The sequence below is a fragment of the Auritidibacter ignavus genome, from assembly GCF_029853775.1.
Lineage (GTDB): Bacteria > Actinomycetota > Actinomycetes > Actinomycetales > Micrococcaceae > Auritidibacter > Auritidibacter ignavus.
In genome coordinates this window covers 2,090,445-2,108,065 of record NZ_CP122564.1, presented here as the reverse complement: position 1 = coordinate 2,108,065, position 17,621 = coordinate 2,090,445, and the positions used below count along the sequence as shown (strand labels likewise).

Here is a 17,621-nt window from a genome sequence, read left to right as displayed (position 1 = left end):
GGACGGCCAGACCACCCAGCATTACAGGGCCCAGGAATAGGCAATCTCATTGCGCATCCGCACCAGCTCGGTGCAGTGTTGCTCCAGCTCGGTTTCCAACACCGTGCGCGGATGCCAGGGTCGAAGTCGCTTGGCCTTCCCGTCCTCGCCGGGATCCACCAGTACCGTGATCCCGTGGGCCACCGGGATCTGGGTGGGGTCAAACCGGGTCGAAGTCCAGGCCCGCAACATCACGTGCATGGAGTGTGCCGAGGTGTGCACCAGGCGAGCCTCGATCTCCAGTAAGTCACCGCCGTACACCATATTCTCGAACCGCACGCCCCCGGCAAAAACCGCAACCACATTGTCCTGCACCCAGCGGGCCCCGCACACGTTGGCGGCCTCATCCAGCCACCGCAACACCGAGCCACCGCCGACGCGTACGCCGACACCGGCATCCGGTTCGGAGACAATAAACCGCAGACGAATGATCTCGGCGGTAGTCTCTTCCTGCTCCGGAAAAGCAATGGTCATCAACGACTTTTCGGAGGCCTTCAGCTGATCCGAGCGGGCCTTGGCTTTCACCGCCCGCTCCTGGGCCGCATCCGTGGTCGGCTCCCAGGGCTTGACCCGGACCTTCTCACCGTTGTCGTCAATGGCCACATAGACCATGATCACCTCGGTGGCCACCGTCGGTTGCCCCTCGTCATCCCGAATGGTCGGAAGCACCAACCGAGACTGCACATGTACCGAGGAGGTTCCGGTATACAGCATGCGACACTGCACCGTGATCGGGGTTTCCACCGGCACCGGATGCGCGAAATGCAAGTTGCCCACATATCCGGCGACCACATTCGTTCCGGTCCACGAGGCCGCGGTGGCATACCCGGCCTTATCCAGCCAGCTCATCACCGTTCCCGCGGTCACGCTCCCGGTCGGAAAATCGTACGCCTCGGCACGAAACTGCAGAGAAAGTGAACTACGGGAGCGCATGCCTCTCAATTTATCACTGTGGCATCGACCATAATAGAGACCATGAGCAACACAGCACCGCATTCACTGTCCCCCACCACCGTGTCCCGCATTCACGACGCTGCTGAAACCCTCGGAACCAACCCGTTGCTGGACTGGGTCTGCCGCCTGCTGGATGGTCGCGCCCGGCACGGAGCAGACGGCGATCCGGATATCGCCGTGCTGGGCGGGATGGAGGCCGTCGAGGACTGGATGGGCCGTGTCTGGGCCGCCCAAACGCTACTAGAACTCTGGCACCACACCGCCACCACATCCGTGATCACCGCGCTCAACGATCCCGCCTGGCAGGTCCGCGTCATCGCCGTTGAGGTCGCCGGTTACCGTGACCTCAACGAGGCCACCGACACCTTGCTCGACCTGCTCGACGACCCCACCCCGCAGGTCCGCTCGGAGGCCGCCACCGCGTTGGGCGAGATCATCTCAGCCGAGAACGAATCCGCCCTGAAAGCCCTCAACAGCGCGGTCACCAGCACCGATTCGGTCATGGCTGACGCCGCCGAGTCTGCGCTGAACCGCGTGGCCGAACGCTTTGACCGCAGCGACCTGCGTCCCAGCCCGCGGTACTAGCCGATTACAAGAGATAAGTCGGCCCTGACGATCAGCACCTCGAAATACCCCGCTCGTGTCGCGCGCTCATCAACGCGTACCCATTAATACGTACGGGACATCATTCGGTAACTCACCCGTCACGATCAGGCTACCTCTCACACCTATGGTCAGTGCGTCGAATCATCACTCTGACCTGGGAGAAAAGGTGTCACACTCTCTTCACTCAACTACCGCGCACGAGCGTGGCCGGTCGACGCGGTTCCGTCGTTTCGGTCGCTTCGCGACGATCGCCACACTCGCTTTCGGCCTCACTCTGTCACAGACCCCGGCATTCGCCACCCCTGAATTTCCCCACTCACAACAAACCACTGAGCAGGCATCCAAACAGCCCGTTGGTGAAACGCTCGAGACAGGCGGTCTCAACCTCACCGGTAGCGGCTCGACTCTGCATGAAGCAAACACTGAAACGATTGCCCCGGGCCTCAACCACACCTCGTTCACGCGCGAACAAAAGACAGGCTTCCAAACGGGTCATGTATTGAACGTGGACTTGACCGACGCTTCACTCTCACTCGATGTCGTCGATGGCGGTTCTGTGTCCGGCGTTTCGAGCGTATCCAATCAGATCAAGAACGAAGACAACGTCGTCGCTGCCGTCAACGGTGATTATTTTGATATGAACAACACCGGAGCCCCCATAGGCACAAATGTGTCTGCTTCAGAAGGGATCCGTTCCATCGCAAATGGCTCATCACAGGCGCTGTCTGTGCATGAAGGAACAGCGAGCATCGGAGCACTGACCAGTGCCGCCACGGCCACCTTCGAAGGCAGAACCTACGACGTGCCGTCGGTGAACTCGCCAACCGAAGACCGCGACGGCATTGCGTACTACACCGCTGCCTGGGGCACAACACCGATTTCTCAAGCTCTGTCTGCCAACAAACGGACCGCCGTCAAAGTCATCGACGGGGCTGTTACCGAGATTCTCGAAGCCAGCGCTCTAGATTCAGACACCAATCTTTCCGAGGGCGAGGGCGTGCTCGTCTTTTCCGGTTCAAGCTCGGATCACGTCCCGACTGTTGGTACCAACGTTGAAATCTCGGTAGCGCTGGACCGCGATGTTGACCTGGCGGTTTCTGGCCAACAGGTGCTCGTCCGTGACGGTCGCGCCACCGGCGCAGAACAGGCAACTGCCGCCCGGACAGCTGTCGGGATCTCTCAAGACGGGACACAGCTATTTGTCGTTTCAATCGAGGGTCGGCAAGATGACGCGGTCGGTATGCGGCTCAGCGAACTTTCGGAGTTGATGGTAGATCTCGGTGCCTACCAGGCTCTCAACCTTGATGGTGGTGGATCCACCACTTTGCACACCCGCAATCCAGGCGACGCATCAGCATCACCGACCAACCGTCCTTCCGACGGTAAGGAGCGCGACGTCGCCAACGCCCTCGTCTTCCGTTCAACTGCTCAGGCACCGGCGGAAACCGCCGGCGTCACCGTCAACCCCGCAAGCGACTCGGAACGAACCGACCGCGTATTCACCGGACTTGGCCGGACTGTCATCGGTACCGCAACGAACTCCAGTGGTGATCCACTCCCCGCTGACGTCGCAATCTCTCCTGGTGATGGCCTCGAGCTACTCGGCACCCCGACACAGAACGACCGAGGACAAACAGTGGCCCGAGTTACTGGAACGAAGCACGGCCTCGCAACCGTTCGCGGTGAAAGCAACGGCGGAGAAGGAGAGCTACCTGTACGCGTTCTCGGAGAGCTCGAGCATCTCGAGCTAAGTCATCAGAGAGTAGCGTTAGAAAATGCGGATGCTTCCGCTTCGGTGCGTGTACTCGGAATTGACGGCGACGGTTTCCGTGCACCCATCGAAACCGAGGATATCGAGGTTTCCAGCAACGACACCATCGAGGTGACACCCAGTGGCGTGGACACTTTCACCGTGTCCCCGAACGCCGGTAGTGGAAGTGGCACCATCCACTTTAAAGTCGGCGAGAAGCGCATCGATCTCCCAGTGACCATTGGCTTCGAAGACGTCACTATTTCTGATTTCTCAGATGCTGACAGCTGGGAGTTCAGCCAGGCCCGCGCCTCTGGATCGGTCTCCCCTAGCGAGGGTGAAAATGGTGAAAATGCTCTTGAAATCTCCTACGACTTCACGGGGTCGACTGCAACTCGGGGCGCTTATGCTGCTCCGCCTCACCCGATTCAAGTGGATGGACAGCCCCGTTCAATTACCCTGAGCATCTACGGTGACGGCAATGGCGCATGGCCCCGTATTCAGTATTTAAACGGAGCAGGCACACGATCGAATCTTGATGGTGGAAATATCACCTGGCACGGGTGGCGAGATGTCACGTTCCCCGTTCCCGACGGGATCGAGTATCCCATCACGATCGAAATGGTGCGACTCATGGAAACGCGCCCTAACGCTTCCTATTCGGGCAGCGTGAAAATTGCGAACCTGGGCGCCGTGGTAGCCCCCGACACTGATGCGGGCGAAAAGACAGAAATTCACGATTCCGTTGTCGATACCGCTCGTCTGTATGAAGAACGACCGCAACAGATCGCAGTGATGAGCGATGCTCAGTTCGTCGCTCGTTCACCTCAGAGTCAAAATGTCCAAGGAGCGCGACGGGCACTGCAAGAGATCAAAGCCGCATCTCCTGATGCAATATTCATCGTTGGCGACTTTGTCGATGAGGCCTCGCCGGAAGATTTTGAACTCGCTAAGCGGATCCTTGATGAAGAAATTGGTGATGAAATTCCGGTGACCTATGCGCCCGGAAACCACGAAATCATGGGCGGGGAGATCGACAACTTTGTGGAAGCATTCGGCGACACAAGGACTTCTCAAAATCTACAGGGGACACAGTTCCTGACCCTCAACACCGCTCAGGGCGGGCTCCGGTCTTCCGATCGAGACCAACTTCCTTGGCTTGAAGATCGGCTGGAAGCAGCAGCCACAGATGAAGGCACGACCAGTGTCGTTTTGATGTGGCACCACCCAATGAATGATCCGCTACCAACCAAGCTCAGCCAGATGGGAAATCGCGTTGAAGCACGAGAGGTCCAAGACCGTCTGTCCCGCTTCCGGACCGAAACAGGCAAATCCGTCGCGGTTATCAACGGACATGTTGGAGTATTCCATGCGTCAACCGCCGACGGCGTGCCCGCAATTATCAACGGCAACAGTGGCAAAGGTCCCTCCGGCACACCCGAGACCGGAGGATTCGTCGGTTGGAGCATGCTCACAATAGATCCTTCTCAGGGCATCGTCGGTAAGTCCCCAGAGCCTGAAGTCGCACGTAATGCCTGGCTACAAGTGCAGATGCATCCTTTTGTCGATTCGATCACGCTCGGTGCAACTACCGAGCTCCCGTCAACCATGACGGTCGGTGACCAGGTATCCGTTGACGCTAGTTTCACCCAGGACGGCAAGCACATGCCGTTTGTCTGGCCGATGAGCGCCAAATGGGGTGGCGACCACGTAGAAGTCAACAATGGTGGATCAGAAGGGAATGCCGCGGTGATCCGAGTCAATCCTGCCACTGGTCAAGAGGGTGTCAGATTGTTTGTGTACAGAGTTATCGATGAGAGGACATGCTGATGACCATGACAGATGATCGTGTTGATCAGCCTGGTGGGGCTGATGTTGTTGCGCAGTTGAAGGCCAGTGGCGCCTTGGACGAGCTTTTCGCTCGGATCGACGCCGGTGAGATCGAGCTGACCGGCAACGGTGGAGTGATTCCTGAACTGATCAAGGAAGCACTCGAACGGGGCCTGCAGGCTGAGATGACCTCGCATCTGGGTTACGGGCCTGGTGACCGGGAGGCTAAAGCCGTCACGGACCGGCCGGTCAATGCCCGTAATGGCTCGTATTCCAAGACGGTCGCCAGCGAGGTCGGCGATATCGAGCTGACGGTGCCTAGGGATCGTGACGGGTCGTTCACCCCGCGTCTGGTGCCTAAGGGCTCGCGCCGGCTGGGCGGGCTGGATGAGATGATCATCAGCTTGTATGCCGGTGGAATGACGATCCGCGATATCCAGCATCACCTGGCTGTCACGATCGGCACGGAGCTGTCTCACGAGACGATCGCCAATATCACCGACGCCGTGCTGGAAGCCGTTGTGGAATGGCAGAACCGGCCGTTAGAAGAGTTCTACCCCGTGATCTACCTCGATGCGATTCGGGTGAAGGTCCGCGATGGTGGGCATGTGCGGTCAAAAGCGGCACACATCGCTGTCGGCGTCGATATGGACGGCATCAAGCACGTCCTGGGCATCTGGGTCCAGGACACCGAAGGCGCCGCGTTTTGGGCCCATGTCTGTGCCGAGCTTGCCAACCGCGGGATCCGCGATGTGCTCATCGTCTGCTGTGACGGGCTGACCGGCTTGCCAGAGGCTATCGAAGCGACCTGGCCGGACTCGCTTGTCCAGACGTGCGTGGTGCACCTGATCCGGGCAGCGAACCGGTTCGTCACCTACGGCGATCGCAAGGCGGTTTCACAGGCTTTGAAGGCCATCTACACCGCAAGCAACGAGGATACTGCCAAGGCTGCCCTGGAGGATTTCGCAGCTTCTGAACTCGGTCAGAAATACCCGTCAGCGGTCGCGACCTGGACAAACGCCTGGGAGCGTTTCGTGCCGTTTTTGGCGTTCCCGCCAGCGCTGCGGCGGGTGATCTATACGACGAATGCGATCGAGTCATTGAACTATCAGCTGCGCAAGGTCACGAAGAACCGCACTCAGTTCCCCACCGACGACGCGGTGGTGAAACTCTTGTGGCTAGCGATCTGCACGATCGAGGACAAACACGCACGCCAACGAGCCAAGGAACGCGGCAAACCCGCCAGCCAGCGCAAAGCCGCCGGCAGACTCGTCGAAGGACAAGTCACCACGAACTGGAAACAGGCACTAGCCCAACTCGCGGCAGCCTACCCCGACCGAATGAACCCATACCTGTAAACCCAACCCCCGTACACAACAGAATTGACAACCTCCTGGTCAACTCGTAGCCACCCAACCGGGTACCGCAACGCTCACCTTCACGATTAATGGCGAGACCGCTTCACACACAGTCGAGGTCGTTGCCGCCCCAGCACAAGATCCCGAGGAGGAGCCGGAACCTAATCCAGACGCTACCCCTGAGCCACAACCGGTTCCGGAGCCTACCTCCGAAACAAGCACCGCCCCGCAACCAGGACCAGATACAGAACCAACCCCTGAACCCACCACGGGAACCACCACCCCCGAACAACAACCAACCCAGGAACCCACCGCGGGAACCACCACCCCCGAACAAGATATTGCTGGAGATCCGGGAGCTGGAACAGAACAAGTTCAAGAAGATTCTCCAGGTCGCGCTGAGTCAGAGAAAACTGGCACTCTCGCGAGCACAGGAGCCAACTTACTCCTTGTCCTCGGGGCAGGAATACTGCTTCTCGCAGGGGGATCTCTAGCCGCACTGTCGGCAACACGTCGCAGACACTAGGGACCTAGCCTACGAAATTGCCACCCCGGCGCATGCTTCAGCCCTCTGACAATGCGCGGGGGTGGCTCTCTTCGACAGCTATTCCGCAAATCTGATAGGCGGGTAGAAACATGGCCCTTGAGATTCTGGCACCCCCAACGCTTCCCTCAACCATTCGTCCCCCTTGCGCACGCCCACGCACCGGTGTAATGTGAAGTGCATCACAATTAAGCGCGGGTTTACTGCCAATAGTCCTCAAGCACCCGCTGGTGATGGCTCAGGTTTTGTGTGTTGACCGAGCCAGGAGGGCACTGCGGAATCCAGCGCGATCACCACAGAAGTCTCAGCGAGCCGATCTTCCACGGTGACGAGCAACACCTCGGCCCTGAGACAGTGATCGCACCGCAGAGCCCTCCATTTCTCTGTTCAGCCCGCGTCCGCCGAGCCTTACAGCTTGCCCGACGTGAACTCCTCCCACTTCTGAGCCGAATCACCTACGGTGATCGTATCCTCAGGCGCGACCACTCCCCCTCCGAGATAATCCTCATACCACTGCTGGACTTCCTCAGACTGGTACGCCTCCTGTAAGACCTGAGCCGCCTCGGTATCGCGGAATTCCGGCTTGGCAGCCACGACAACAGTGAAGGGGACCTCAACCTCAGGATTATCCTCGAGAATCAGAGCCGTCTCCTCCACGTCATATCCGGCTTCGGCAATCAATCTGACGAACCCGAAGCCCGCGTCAACATCGGGCAAGGACTGCCCCAAGGACTGCTGATCGATTTCGACGAACTCGAGATCCTTCGGGTTAGCGGTGATGTCCTGTTGAGATAGCGCCGTCACGTCTTTGGACTCATCCACCTCGATCAAGCCTCCCTCGGCCAACAGCTTGAGAGCACGACCGTTATTGGAGGTATCGACGGGAATGGCAACGGTCGCCCCCTCCGGAAGCTCGTCCAAGGTCTCGTACTTCTCCGAGAAAATACCGGAGGGAGCGTAATTGACCGAGAAGAGTGGCTCAACATCGGTTCCGTTGTCTTGATTAAACTGTCGCAAATAGGCCTGATGCTGGAAGAAGTTGACGTCGTACTCGCCTTGGCTCACCGCCTCATTCGGCAACACGATGTCGGTGACATAGGTGGTCTCAAGTGTCCACCCCTCTTCCTCAAGCTGATCTTTCACGATCTCAGTGGGCTCTTGGAAGGGCGCCGATTCGGTGACGATCATCGAAATGGTCTGTTCCTCATCAACAGTGCTTTGCTGATTAGCTAACCCGCAGGAGGTCAAGGACAGCCCGGCCAGCAGGCTGGCGCCGAGAGCGCCCCATCGCCGCGAGGGTGCAGTGGTGAGCATGGTGATTGTCATGGTGAGTTTCCTTTCACAGCAAGATTTCTGAAGGGCCTGATGACCACTGGCGAGCTAGGCCAAGCGTTTATCGGTGATGCGCACCAGGCGGTTACCCAGGATTTGCACCGCGCTGACCAGCAACAGCATCAGCACGATGGCAACCAGCATGACTTCGGTTTCATACCGGTAATAGCCGTAGCGGATCGCGAAGTCCCCGATCCCGCCACCTCCGACCAGGCCGACCATGGCCGAATACGAAATAAAGGAGACAGTGGTGATCGTGATGGAGCCGATCAGCGCCGGCCGGGCGTCTACCAGCATGACCTGCCGGATGATCTGACCACGGGTCGCCCCCATCGCGCGGGCTGCCTCGATCGGCCCGGAGCCGAGTTGATTGATGTTCTGTTCGACCAGTCGAGCGAAGTACGGGATGGCATTGACCGTCAGCGGAACGATAGCCGCCGCTGTGCCGACCGTGGTCCCCACCAGCAAACGGGTGAAGGGAATGATCGCGATCAGCAGGATCAAGAACGGGAATGACCGCACCGCATTCACCAAAGCCGATATCACCTTATGCAAGTGCGGTGAGGGCGAAATCCCGTCGGGCGCGTGGTTGACCAACCAAATTCCCAACGGAGTTCCGAGCAACACCGCAATCGGGATCGCGACCCCGATCATAACGAAGGTCTGCAACAGTGCTGTGGTGAGTTCGGGAAGGAGCTCGAGGATGCGTTCCATCTCACTCACCCACCTTCTGCAGTGCCAACTCCGCGGCCTCTTCCACCACGACAGGAACATCCGGGGGCGTACTCCGTCCCTTCTGTACCGAGATCCCTTCAGAAAGCAGGTAACGCCCGATCGCGGTCTGAGGCTGGAAGGTTGCGGCCCGCAGGTCATCGGTGGTGAATTGCTCCACGATCGAGCCATGCTCCATGACCGTCACGTCATCGGCCAGGGCTTTAATCACTTCCATTTCGTAGGTCACCAGCACAATGGTGATCCCCAGTTGAGCGTTAATATCAGCCAGATATTGCAAGACCGTGGCAGTAGTGAACGGATCCAATGCCGAGGTTGGCTCATCGCACAACAACACATTCGGCTGGGTGGCTAGCGCCCGCGCAATCGCAACACGCTGTTTTTGGCCACCAGATAGCTGCGCCGGATAGGCCCTAGCCTTCTCCGCAAGATCCACCAAGTCGAGCGCTTCCAGCGCCCGCCGGCGACGCTCACGTCGGTCTTTCACCCCGGAAAACGTCAAAGACTGCTCGACATTGGCCAGCGCTGTGTGATTATTGACCAGGTTGAACCCCTGGAAGATCATCCCGATCTGATGGCGACGCTGACGCAGTTGCTCAGCGTTGAGCTGTGTCAGCTCCTCGCCATCGACCCACACCTGCCCGGCCGTGGGCCGTTCGAGCAGATTGATATTGCGCAACAGTGTGGATTTACCGGCCCCCGAAAAACCGATAATGCCATGGATCGAGCCCCGACGTATCTCAAGGCTGACGTTATCGACTGCGGTAATCTCACCACCTTTGAACGTTGTGGTGACGTGACGCAGAGAAATCATAGGAATCCTCCATCGTAGCTGGCATTGGCACCTTTGCCTCATATGGCGGGTTGCCTCGACGTCTTCGAGCCAGGTCTCTCGGTCGATCTGGATGGTTACCGGGCTAGTCTGACACACCACAATGAGGCTGTCATGACCGCTGTCACATACACGACTTCAGAGATCGACGAGCCCGTTCAACCTCAATACAGACCCAGAGATGACTCCGTAAGACGCCACACTGCACGCTATCCACAGTCACAATCGGCGGTCTTATCGTGTCCTCAGGAATCGATACTATGTTCTACATAACGAATGACAGAGCATATTATCAAACAACTGATCGATGATGGGAGGTGTGCACGATGACGGTCACTGACGCACCGCGCGCCCGCCACCCATTGTCATTTTTGGATCTCGATGGCGTGGCCGGGGCCTCCATGGGAGATAAGGCCGCCGCTGCTCTGGTCTTGCTCAAATCGCTGGGGCAGGACCTGGCCGCATCGGACGCTTACGAGAAATTCGCTCGCTACACTCCCGAAACCGCGAGCGCAGACTGGAACTCGTCGCTCGCCTCCGCCCCGCAACAACATGACTCCACGCGGTTAGTGGAACCTGACAACTACTGGGACTCGTTGCCGGAAATAAACCATGTGGCAGAAGCCTTGCAGACTGCGTTGGCCGGGGCCCAGACGCTGTTGAGCGGTCATACCCAACGCGCCACGGCGTCCAGTGCCGATCAGCAGGATCTTTTGGGCGTTCCCGAGGGCGCTCGTGGTTACCGGGATGGCCGGAAGTACTTTACCGAGTCTGTCGGGATCGGAACTCGAGAAGCCAAACAACGCCAGCAACGCTCCGAATTCATCTCCGGCGGTCCACCACCGATCAGTGGCGGCCCCGAGATCCCACCGGAGTTTCCCGCAGCGACGAAGGCCTTCAGCATTGGGTCGATCAGCACAGAACACTTGGACCGGCTCATTCGCCTGGTCAATGATGTCAAGAAGTATGCCCGGAACACACATACTCCACCTGGTTTGATCGATCGACTGCTTGATGAGGTCGTGCCCCTGCTGGTCGAGCGCGCCGAGGAACTCAGCGTCAACGAGTTCAACACGCTCTGCAAGGAATGGCTACCCAAGATCTGCCACCACATTGATCAAGACGGCCCGGCACCCGAGGAGGTCGTCGACCCACAGCGGGGCCGGGAAGATTTTTGGGTCCGACCGCGTGAAGATGGTGGCCTTGATTTCGGTGGTACGGTGTACGGGTTGTCTGCCGAACTCCTCTCGACCATCGACCATGCTGCGAACAACTACGCTGCCCTGAAAAACAACGCCACCAACGAGGCTCAGGCGCAGACGCCACGCAATCCGCTGATCAAAGCAATCATGGCAAACTTCCCAGAGCTGAAACCCCACGATGTGATCAGTGTTGACGAGAACGGCACTGAGCAGGTGTACGCAGAGCACGATCTGCTCGACCGGAGAAGTCGCAATCAGCGTACGCTGAATGCACTGTTCGCGGTCCTCACCGCGGGACTCGGAGCAGGCCGTCAGAAGAACGCGCTCCCCTCCACCCGCGGTCAAGATACGAAGATGATCGTGACCATGGACTACGAAACCTTCAGCCATCAACTCTCCCGACGCTTCCAGCTCGATGAGGATCTCAGAAGGTCCACACTTCGAGATTGGTTGGTTGATGACCCCACCACTCGCGGACACAGATTCCGATCCGAAGGTCAATATTCTGCAACGATTCATCCCTCACGACTCAGAGCGATGGCCTGCCACGCCGGAATCATCCCGCAACTCATGGATGGCGACCACGAGGTCCTAGACATGGGACGGCAGCGACGCGATTTTTCCGCCGCTCAACACCGCTGCCTGGTGGCTCGAGACCGCGGGTGTGCCACACCGGGGTGCACTATGCCTCCAGCCTGGTGCCACGTCCACCACATCACAGAGTGGGAACACGGTGGCGAAACGGACATCGATAACGCGGTACTACTCTGTAGCGCCCACCATACCGATGTGCACACCGGTAAGTGGAGTATTGTCAGAGTCGACCGCGAGGGAGTGTGGTTCTCACCGGCTCCGTGGCTGAACCCTGATCCCACTCCCCGTCGAAACGTCAGGGCACACAGTTAAGATTTCAAAACTTTACTTACACTTTTTTCTAGCTCTTGATCAGCCTGTACGCCTGGTTCGAGAATCTCTGTGCTTATCGGTAGTCCCTTGGTTTTTACCGCTACTTTTATGGCCGAAATGAAAAGATCAGCTGTGTCATAAAGTCGCATCAAACTTGTTATACGAGTAGCACACTCGACCACGGTCTGGCAGTGTTTTGCTTGGTAAGCCCGGTGTAGCCTGACGAACAGCTCGGGTTCAACATTGGTCAACCCAGAAAGTATCCCGGCACCACCACTGACTCTGTTGGTCAAATAGTACTCATCAAAACCCGATAGCACTGAAAAGTCATCCCGGGCTTTCGACACAGCTTGAATAACTTCCCTGGTATGCGAAGCAGAATCCACCGTATCTTTGATCCCCACAATATTTTGATATTTGCTCGCGAGACGGGTTACAAGCTCCGGGCCGAGGTCCGAACCAGTCCGGGCCGGAAAGTTATAGAGCATAACCGGCATGTGGACAGATTCAGCGACGGTAGCGAAAAACTTCTCAGCCGAGCATTCCGAAGGGCCGAAGTAGTACGGTGAAACCACAACTACTGCATCTGCACCATGTTCGCGCGAGAAATTCGATAATTCGATTACGTCTTCTTGGCGAGTAGCTCCGGTCCCCACTAACAGTTGGATCCTCGAATCAAGATGCTCAGCCAGAATAGCCACGGCTTCTTTCTTTTGCTCCAAGGTGAACCCGTAGAACTCACCAATAGAACCAAAGAGCAACACGCCGTCTATCCCAGCCTCAACTAGATGATCGAGGTGTCGTTTCCAGTTGTCAAAATCGAAGGAACCGTTTTGCAGCGGGGTAATTGGGCTCTTCACAATCGAGGGTGTAGACGGGGCTTGAATCCTCCGCTCTCGAGCAAGGACCTGGCGATGTAGTTGGTGAGATTCCGGAAGCCCAGGGCGGATCCGCGCAGGTGTTCGAGTCGTCCGTTGATGGCCTCGGTGGGTCCGTTGGAGGTTCCGGGGCGGTCGAAGTAGGCCAGGATGTCTGCCGCCCTTTTCTTCAGCGTCCTACCCAGACCGGCCAGCTCGATGAGCTTGGTCGGCACTGCCCGGCCCAGCTTGGCGATCAGCTGCTCCATCATCGCCCTGCCCTCGGCCCTGTCTGTCTGGCGGTAGGCGGCGACCATGTGCTGGTAGAACGCCCACGTGGCCTCGACCTCCACATGCTCGTCAGCCTCGAAGAGGTCCTGGATCCTGGAATACTGCTTCTCGGTGAGCAGGTCGGCCCCGGTCAGCAGGGTCCGGCGGGCCTTGTAGAGCGGATCCTGTTTGCGGCCCCGGTGGCCGTTCACCTGTTGCTGGACTCGCCGGCGGCATCGCTCGAGCGCGTCTCCGGCCAGGCGGACCACATGGAAGGGGTCCATGACCGTGGTGGCTTCGGGGATCTCCTCAGTGGCTGCGGTCTTGAAGCCGGTGAACCCGTCCATCGCCACCACCTCCACGCCATCCCGCCAGGAAGCCGGACGCTCGGCCAGCCAGGTCTTGAAGGCCTGTTTGGAGCGGCCCTCGACCATGTCCAGCAACCTCGCCGGACCGGTGCCGACGCGCAGTGGTGTGAGGTCGATGATCACGGTGACGTACTTGTCGCCACGCCGGGTATGGCGCCAGACGTGTTCATCCACGCCGATCGCGGTGACCCCGTCAAACCGGGCCGGGTCGTCGATGAGCAGACGCTTGCCCTCGGCCAGCACGGCGTCGTTGGCGGTGTTCCACCGCACCCCCAACGCCTCGGCGACCCGGGCGATGGTCAGGTGCTGCACGACCAGAGCTTCCAGGGCCCAGCGCAGGGCACGGCGGGAGAGCTTGGCCTTCGGCTCTGCCGCGGCGGTGGTGTCCTGGCGCCAGACGTGGGCGCAGTCGGCGCACCGGTAGCGCCGAACCGTGACGTGCAGAGTCGTGGGCCTCCAGCCCAGCGGCTCGTGCGCCAGCCGGCGGATCACCGTGCCCCGCGCGGTGCCCTGAGAACCACAGCGGTGACACCACTCATCTGGCTCCACCACCCGACAGGCCAGTACCGCCCGCCCGGGCTCCACCCGTTGCCCGGTAGCTTGAAGGCCGAGCTCGTCCAGCCGGCAAAACTTGGTCAGGTCACAGTCGTCGAAGGTAGCGTTAGGCACGTCGAGGTCTTTCAGATGGCTTGTGTAGGAACTTCCATCATCGGAAGGCCTCGACCTCTATCCAGCTATCGACGCGCCACTTCCCCGAGACCCCCGTCTACACCCTCGATTGTGAAGAGCCGGTAATTGACGGCGTATAGACTCCGTTAAACATTATCGCTCCTGACCAATTTGATAAGCGCGAAGCGCGTTGAAGGCGAAGACATCCTCGTCATCTTTAAAGACTGATCGGACAAAGCAGAAGTGCTCATCGAAGTCAGCTCGCACCGGGAAATTTGATGCGTAAAGCACTTTGAACTTCCCGAACGTTTCGGCAACATAGTCCACTACTTCCTTCTGCACCGGGTCATCGCCGGAGATCTTGACATAGCAGCTAGGCAACTGGGCCAAATCCCGCAACGCAGCTCGTGATTCAGGGGTCAAATCGGTGACATTGCCCAGGTGATCCAAAACGAGCTGTGCTTCAGGAACCTTAGCCAGGGCTCGGGCTATATCCGTGATGTCTTCGCCTCTGCATGTGACATCAAAGGGCAGAGGCAGAGAGCGCAGACCTTCTATAAAACTCTGTTCCATCACTCTTCCAGAAGGAGCAGTGTGAAGCGGCTCTCGAATGCCGGTAGCGTGGACAGGCACCCTCATCCACGGGCTTAGTTGAGATCGCAAAACCCGTCCGAGGATTTGTGGTCTCTGACGTTCGTAGACCAACTGATCTTCCTGTTCTGGATCATCTTGATCAATTTCAACGTAGACCCCACCGAGAAACTCGACGTCATCATACTTGTCATATTCAGCCCGAAGATCCTCGAACCGGTACGTTCGGTTCAGTCTGTCGCTCAGCCACGGGATCGACTGAACATTCGGATCCCACTGGTGAAAATGGGCGTCAATGACCTTCATACAACCACCCCTTTGGTCAAGATCAAATTGGCATACTGCGCGACTTCGCCCGTAGCCACCACTGCATAAGCCTGCTGAGCCTGCTCATAGAAGTCGAAGCGGTTCAAAAACCCAATATTCTCCTCGTTTAGGAGCTCGATATAATCGTTCCAGATAGGCGTTTCTACCCGATCTCCAGCCACGACTTCCATAAGCGTAACGGGTTTCTCAATGTAGGTATCTAACGGGATCAGCTCAAGAACTGCCTTGACTAGCCGTAAAGTCCCGTGGCCATCAGCACGCACAATCCGCTGCCCGATGGAAGTCGCGGGAAAGTGCGCGTCCGCAAGCACAATTGTGTCCCCGTGGCCCATTTCAGCAAGGACCTTAAGAAGTTCCGGCGAAATGACCGAGTCAATTCCCTTGAGCATTGTCCTAACTCACTTTCTGGTGGTAGCCGATTCGAGAACCGGAAATGCCGTACCAAACCAGGTAGGCAAAGCCAATCAGAGACACAAATAGCGAAGCTTCCAAACCGAAAGCGTCTTGGACGAAACCCAACAGGAGCGGGATAACTGCTCCACCGCCAATAGTCATCGTGAGTATCGCTGCACCGTTCTTCGCCGCGGCTCCATCAATGCCACGCAGTGCCAACGCGTAAATAGTTGGGAAGCCAATCGACATAAAGAAGTAAAGCACCATAAACGCGATCACTGAGATGGGCCCGAGTCCAAGTGCCGCTAAGAACATCATCGCAAAACCAGCACTGAAATAGATGGCAAGAACTTTTCCAGATTCAACGTATTTGAAAACTGGCGCCGTGGCGAAGCGCCCCAACGCGAAGAGCACAGTCAGAACTGCCAAAAGGGTAGAAGCCACTCCGGCGTTGATCCCGTCCCACTGCTGCTGAGCAAAGGTCGAAAACACTGAAAATCCAAGAGTTTGCAACCCCACGTAAACGAACAAGGCAACTACACCAAAGGTGAAGTAGGGCCTAAAGAACACCGCTCCAAACCTCGCCGAATTAGCCATCCCCACATCATCGCCTGCGGGTGTGGGGAGTTTGGCGAAGACGAATACCAGCAACACGGCAAGCACAACAATACCGATGACCGTATAGATCAGTGCGGTCTGCCCCATAAAAGTATCCCGGGCTTCCTGGAAGCCGGGGTCGCCGGCGGTTACCGTCTCACCCAGGATCAGGCCAAGCAACAAGGGGCCAATGACCTGACCAATACCGTTAAACCCCTGGGCGATGTTCATCCGCGTCGACGCAGTACTTTCACCCCCAATCTTGGTCATATACGGGTTGCAGTTAGCTTCCAGCGCAGCGGCCCCCAGAGCAATAACGAACATCGCTATAAGAAATATCCAGTAGGACAATGTAGAAGTCGCAGGGATAGTCAGCGCCGCACCGAGAACAAAAAATACGAGCCCGACAATCATGCCACCCTTATACCCATGCCGTTTCGCCACCATTGTTGCTGGGATCGCCATCACGAAATATGCCCCGAAATAAGCGACCTGCAAGAGCGAAGACTCCGCACCGGAAAGTTGAAGATAGGTGGCAAACGGGTCACGGATGCCATTGACGAGGTTCATGGTCAAACCCCAGATAAAGAAGAGGGCAGTAACCAAGATAATGGCCGTGCGGACGGCCGAGGTTTTTCGTCCGGTATTTTCCGCAGACATGATGGCTCCTAATTCAGCGCGCGGTCGAGATGAACGTACCCACCGTCAACGTAAATCTGCTGACCTGTGGTGTGGCTGGACAGTGGTGAGAGCAAGAAAACACCCATATCAGCGATTTCTTTCGGAGTCGTCATCCGCTTTTCCAAGGGGATGTTTTCGGTGATCTCCTCAAGTCGCGCTTGTTGTTCGGCTTCTGCCCCGAAAGTTTTAATCCAATTGGCATACATCGGGGTCCAGGCTTCTGCAACCACAATCGCATTAGCACGTACCGAGTCCTTCGCAAGGGCGGCCGCCCACTCGCGTGTCAGACCAAGGATCGCACCTTTCGCGGCCGCATAGGCGGACGTCTTTCCCTGACCCGTTACCGCGGTTTTGGACGTGATATTTAGAATGGACCCCTTAGATTCGCGCAAGTAATTCACCGAGGCATGCACGGTTTCGTAGTAATGGGTGAGATTGCCGTGCAGAGACTTCTCGAATTCTTCCCAAGTGGTGCTATCTAGATCCAGGTTGTCATTTGTCCCAGCGTTATTGACCACTCCGGCCAGGACACCGTACTTCCGGTAGACTTCATCAACGATCGGTGCAATTTGCTCCGTATTGTTTAGGTCAACCGTGTAATATTCATAGGTAGCGCCTAGATCACTCATTGAAGCGGTAAAATCCTCATCGGCTTCCGAACGGCTCAAGACGACGGGTATAGCACCTTCACGTGCCAGAGATTCAGTGATGGCCCGTCCAATGCCATGTTTACCACCGGTAACAATTATGGGTTTTTCTGCTAGTTTCAGATCCACGATAGGT

The 17,621-nt window shown here is 57.6% G+C and carries 14 protein-coding genes and 1 riboswitch; of the genes, 4 read left to right on the top strand and 10 right to left on the bottom strand.

Features of this window, described 5'->3' with window-relative positions; all coding sequences use genetic code 11:
- Positions 1-21 precede the first annotated feature (21 nt).
- Positions 22-972, bottom strand: coding sequence for an acyl-CoA thioesterase (locus QDX22_RS09555; RefSeq protein WP_279672759.1), 951 nt, complete (start codon positions 970-972; stop codon positions 22-24).
- Positions 973-1,014: 42 nt separating this feature from the next.
- Between QDX22_RS09555 and QDX22_RS09550 the strand changes: the two genes are divergently transcribed.
- The 3 genes from QDX22_RS09550 to QDX22_RS09540 all read left to right on the top strand — a co-directional run bounded on the left by QDX22_RS09550 (position 1,015) and on the right by QDX22_RS09540 (position 6,537).
- On the top strand, positions 1,015-1,578 hold the full coding sequence (locus tag QDX22_RS09550; RefSeq protein WP_279672758.1) for a HEAT repeat domain-containing protein: 564 nt from the start codon (positions 1,015-1,017) through the stop codon (positions 1,576-1,578).
- Between the two features lie 187 nt (positions 1,579-1,765).
- The gene (locus tag QDX22_RS09545; protein WP_279717797.1) at positions 1,766-5,179 is read left to right on the top strand and encodes a phosphodiester glycosidase family protein; all 3,414 of its coding nucleotides are present in this window, start codon (positions 1,766-1,768) and stop codon (positions 5,177-5,179) included.
- A complete protein-coding gene (locus QDX22_RS09540) occupies positions 5,179-6,537 on the top strand; it encodes an IS256 family transposase (protein WP_425248464.1) in 1,359 nt (452 codons plus the stop codon). Before QDX22_RS09545 ends, QDX22_RS09540 begins: the two co-directional genes overlap by 1 nt.
- A 952-nt stretch (positions 6,538-7,489) precedes the next feature.
- On the opposite strand, the gene QDX22_RS09535 is transcribed toward QDX22_RS09540, so the two are convergent.
- The 3 genes from QDX22_RS09535 to QDX22_RS09525 are packed head-to-tail and all read right to left on the bottom strand — an operon-like array spanning position 7,490 to position 9,959.
- A complete protein-coding gene (locus QDX22_RS09535) occupies positions 7,490-8,407 on the bottom strand; it encodes a MetQ/NlpA family ABC transporter substrate-binding protein (RefSeq protein ID WP_122549448.1) in 918 nt (305 codons plus the stop codon).
- A gap of 54 nt (positions 8,408-8,461) precedes the next feature.
- Positions 8,462-9,127, bottom strand: a complete 666-nt coding sequence (locus QDX22_RS09530) for a methionine ABC transporter permease (protein ID WP_110101520.1) — start codon at positions 9,125-9,127, stop codon at positions 8,462-8,464.
- A 1-nt stretch (position 9,128) separates the two neighbouring features.
- Entirely contained in the window at positions 9,129-9,959 is an 831-nt protein-coding gene (locus tag QDX22_RS09525; RefSeq protein WP_279717795.1) for a methionine ABC transporter ATP-binding protein, read from the bottom strand.
- Between the two features lie 6 nt (positions 9,960-9,965).
- Positions 9,966-10,057, bottom strand: a riboswitch (SAM riboswitch).
- 246 nt (positions 10,058-10,303) lie between these two features.
- On the opposite strand from QDX22_RS09525, the gene QDX22_RS09520 reads away from it, so the two are divergent.
- Positions 10,304-12,085: an HNH endonuclease signature motif containing protein gene (locus QDX22_RS09520; RefSeq protein ID WP_122549449.1), complete on the top strand. Its 1,782-nt coding sequence runs from the start codon at positions 10,304-10,306 to the stop codon at positions 12,083-12,085.
- Here the strand turns inward: QDX22_RS09520 and QDX22_RS09515 are convergent.
- The 6 genes from QDX22_RS09515 to QDX22_RS09490 form a co-directional block, all read right to left on the bottom strand.
- The gene (locus QDX22_RS09515) at positions 12,082-12,945 is read right to left on the bottom strand and encodes a dihydrodipicolinate synthase family protein (RefSeq protein ID WP_279717794.1); all 864 of its coding nucleotides are present in this window, start codon (positions 12,943-12,945) and stop codon (positions 12,082-12,084) included. The genes QDX22_RS09520 and QDX22_RS09515 overlap by 4 nt on opposite strands.
- Entirely contained in the window at positions 12,942-14,249 is a 1,308-nt protein-coding gene (locus QDX22_RS09510) for an ISL3 family transposase (protein ID WP_117328628.1), read from the bottom strand. The genes QDX22_RS09515 and QDX22_RS09510 overlap by 4 nt, the downstream gene beginning before the upstream one ends.
- 153 nt (positions 14,250-14,402) lie before the next feature.
- Complete coding sequence (locus QDX22_RS09505; RefSeq protein WP_110099833.1) at positions 14,403-15,146, bottom strand: amidohydrolase family protein; 744 nt, start codon at positions 15,144-15,146, stop codon at positions 14,403-14,405.
- A complete protein-coding gene (locus QDX22_RS09500; protein WP_110099832.1) occupies positions 15,143-15,556 on the bottom strand; it encodes an RbsD/FucU family protein in 414 nt (137 codons plus the stop codon). Before QDX22_RS09500 ends, QDX22_RS09505 begins: the two co-directional genes overlap by 4 nt.
- Positions 15,557-15,560: 4 nt before the next feature.
- Positions 15,561-16,817 (bottom strand): MFS transporter, encoded by a 1,257-nt coding sequence (locus QDX22_RS09495; RefSeq protein WP_110099831.1) that lies wholly within the window; start codon positions 16,815-16,817, stop codon positions 15,561-15,563.
- Positions 16,818-16,825: 8 nt separating this feature from the next.
- Complete coding sequence (locus QDX22_RS09490; protein WP_279717793.1) at positions 16,826-17,614, bottom strand: SDR family oxidoreductase; 789 nt, start codon at positions 17,612-17,614, stop codon at positions 16,826-16,828.
- Positions 17,615-17,621 lie beyond the last annotated feature (7 nt).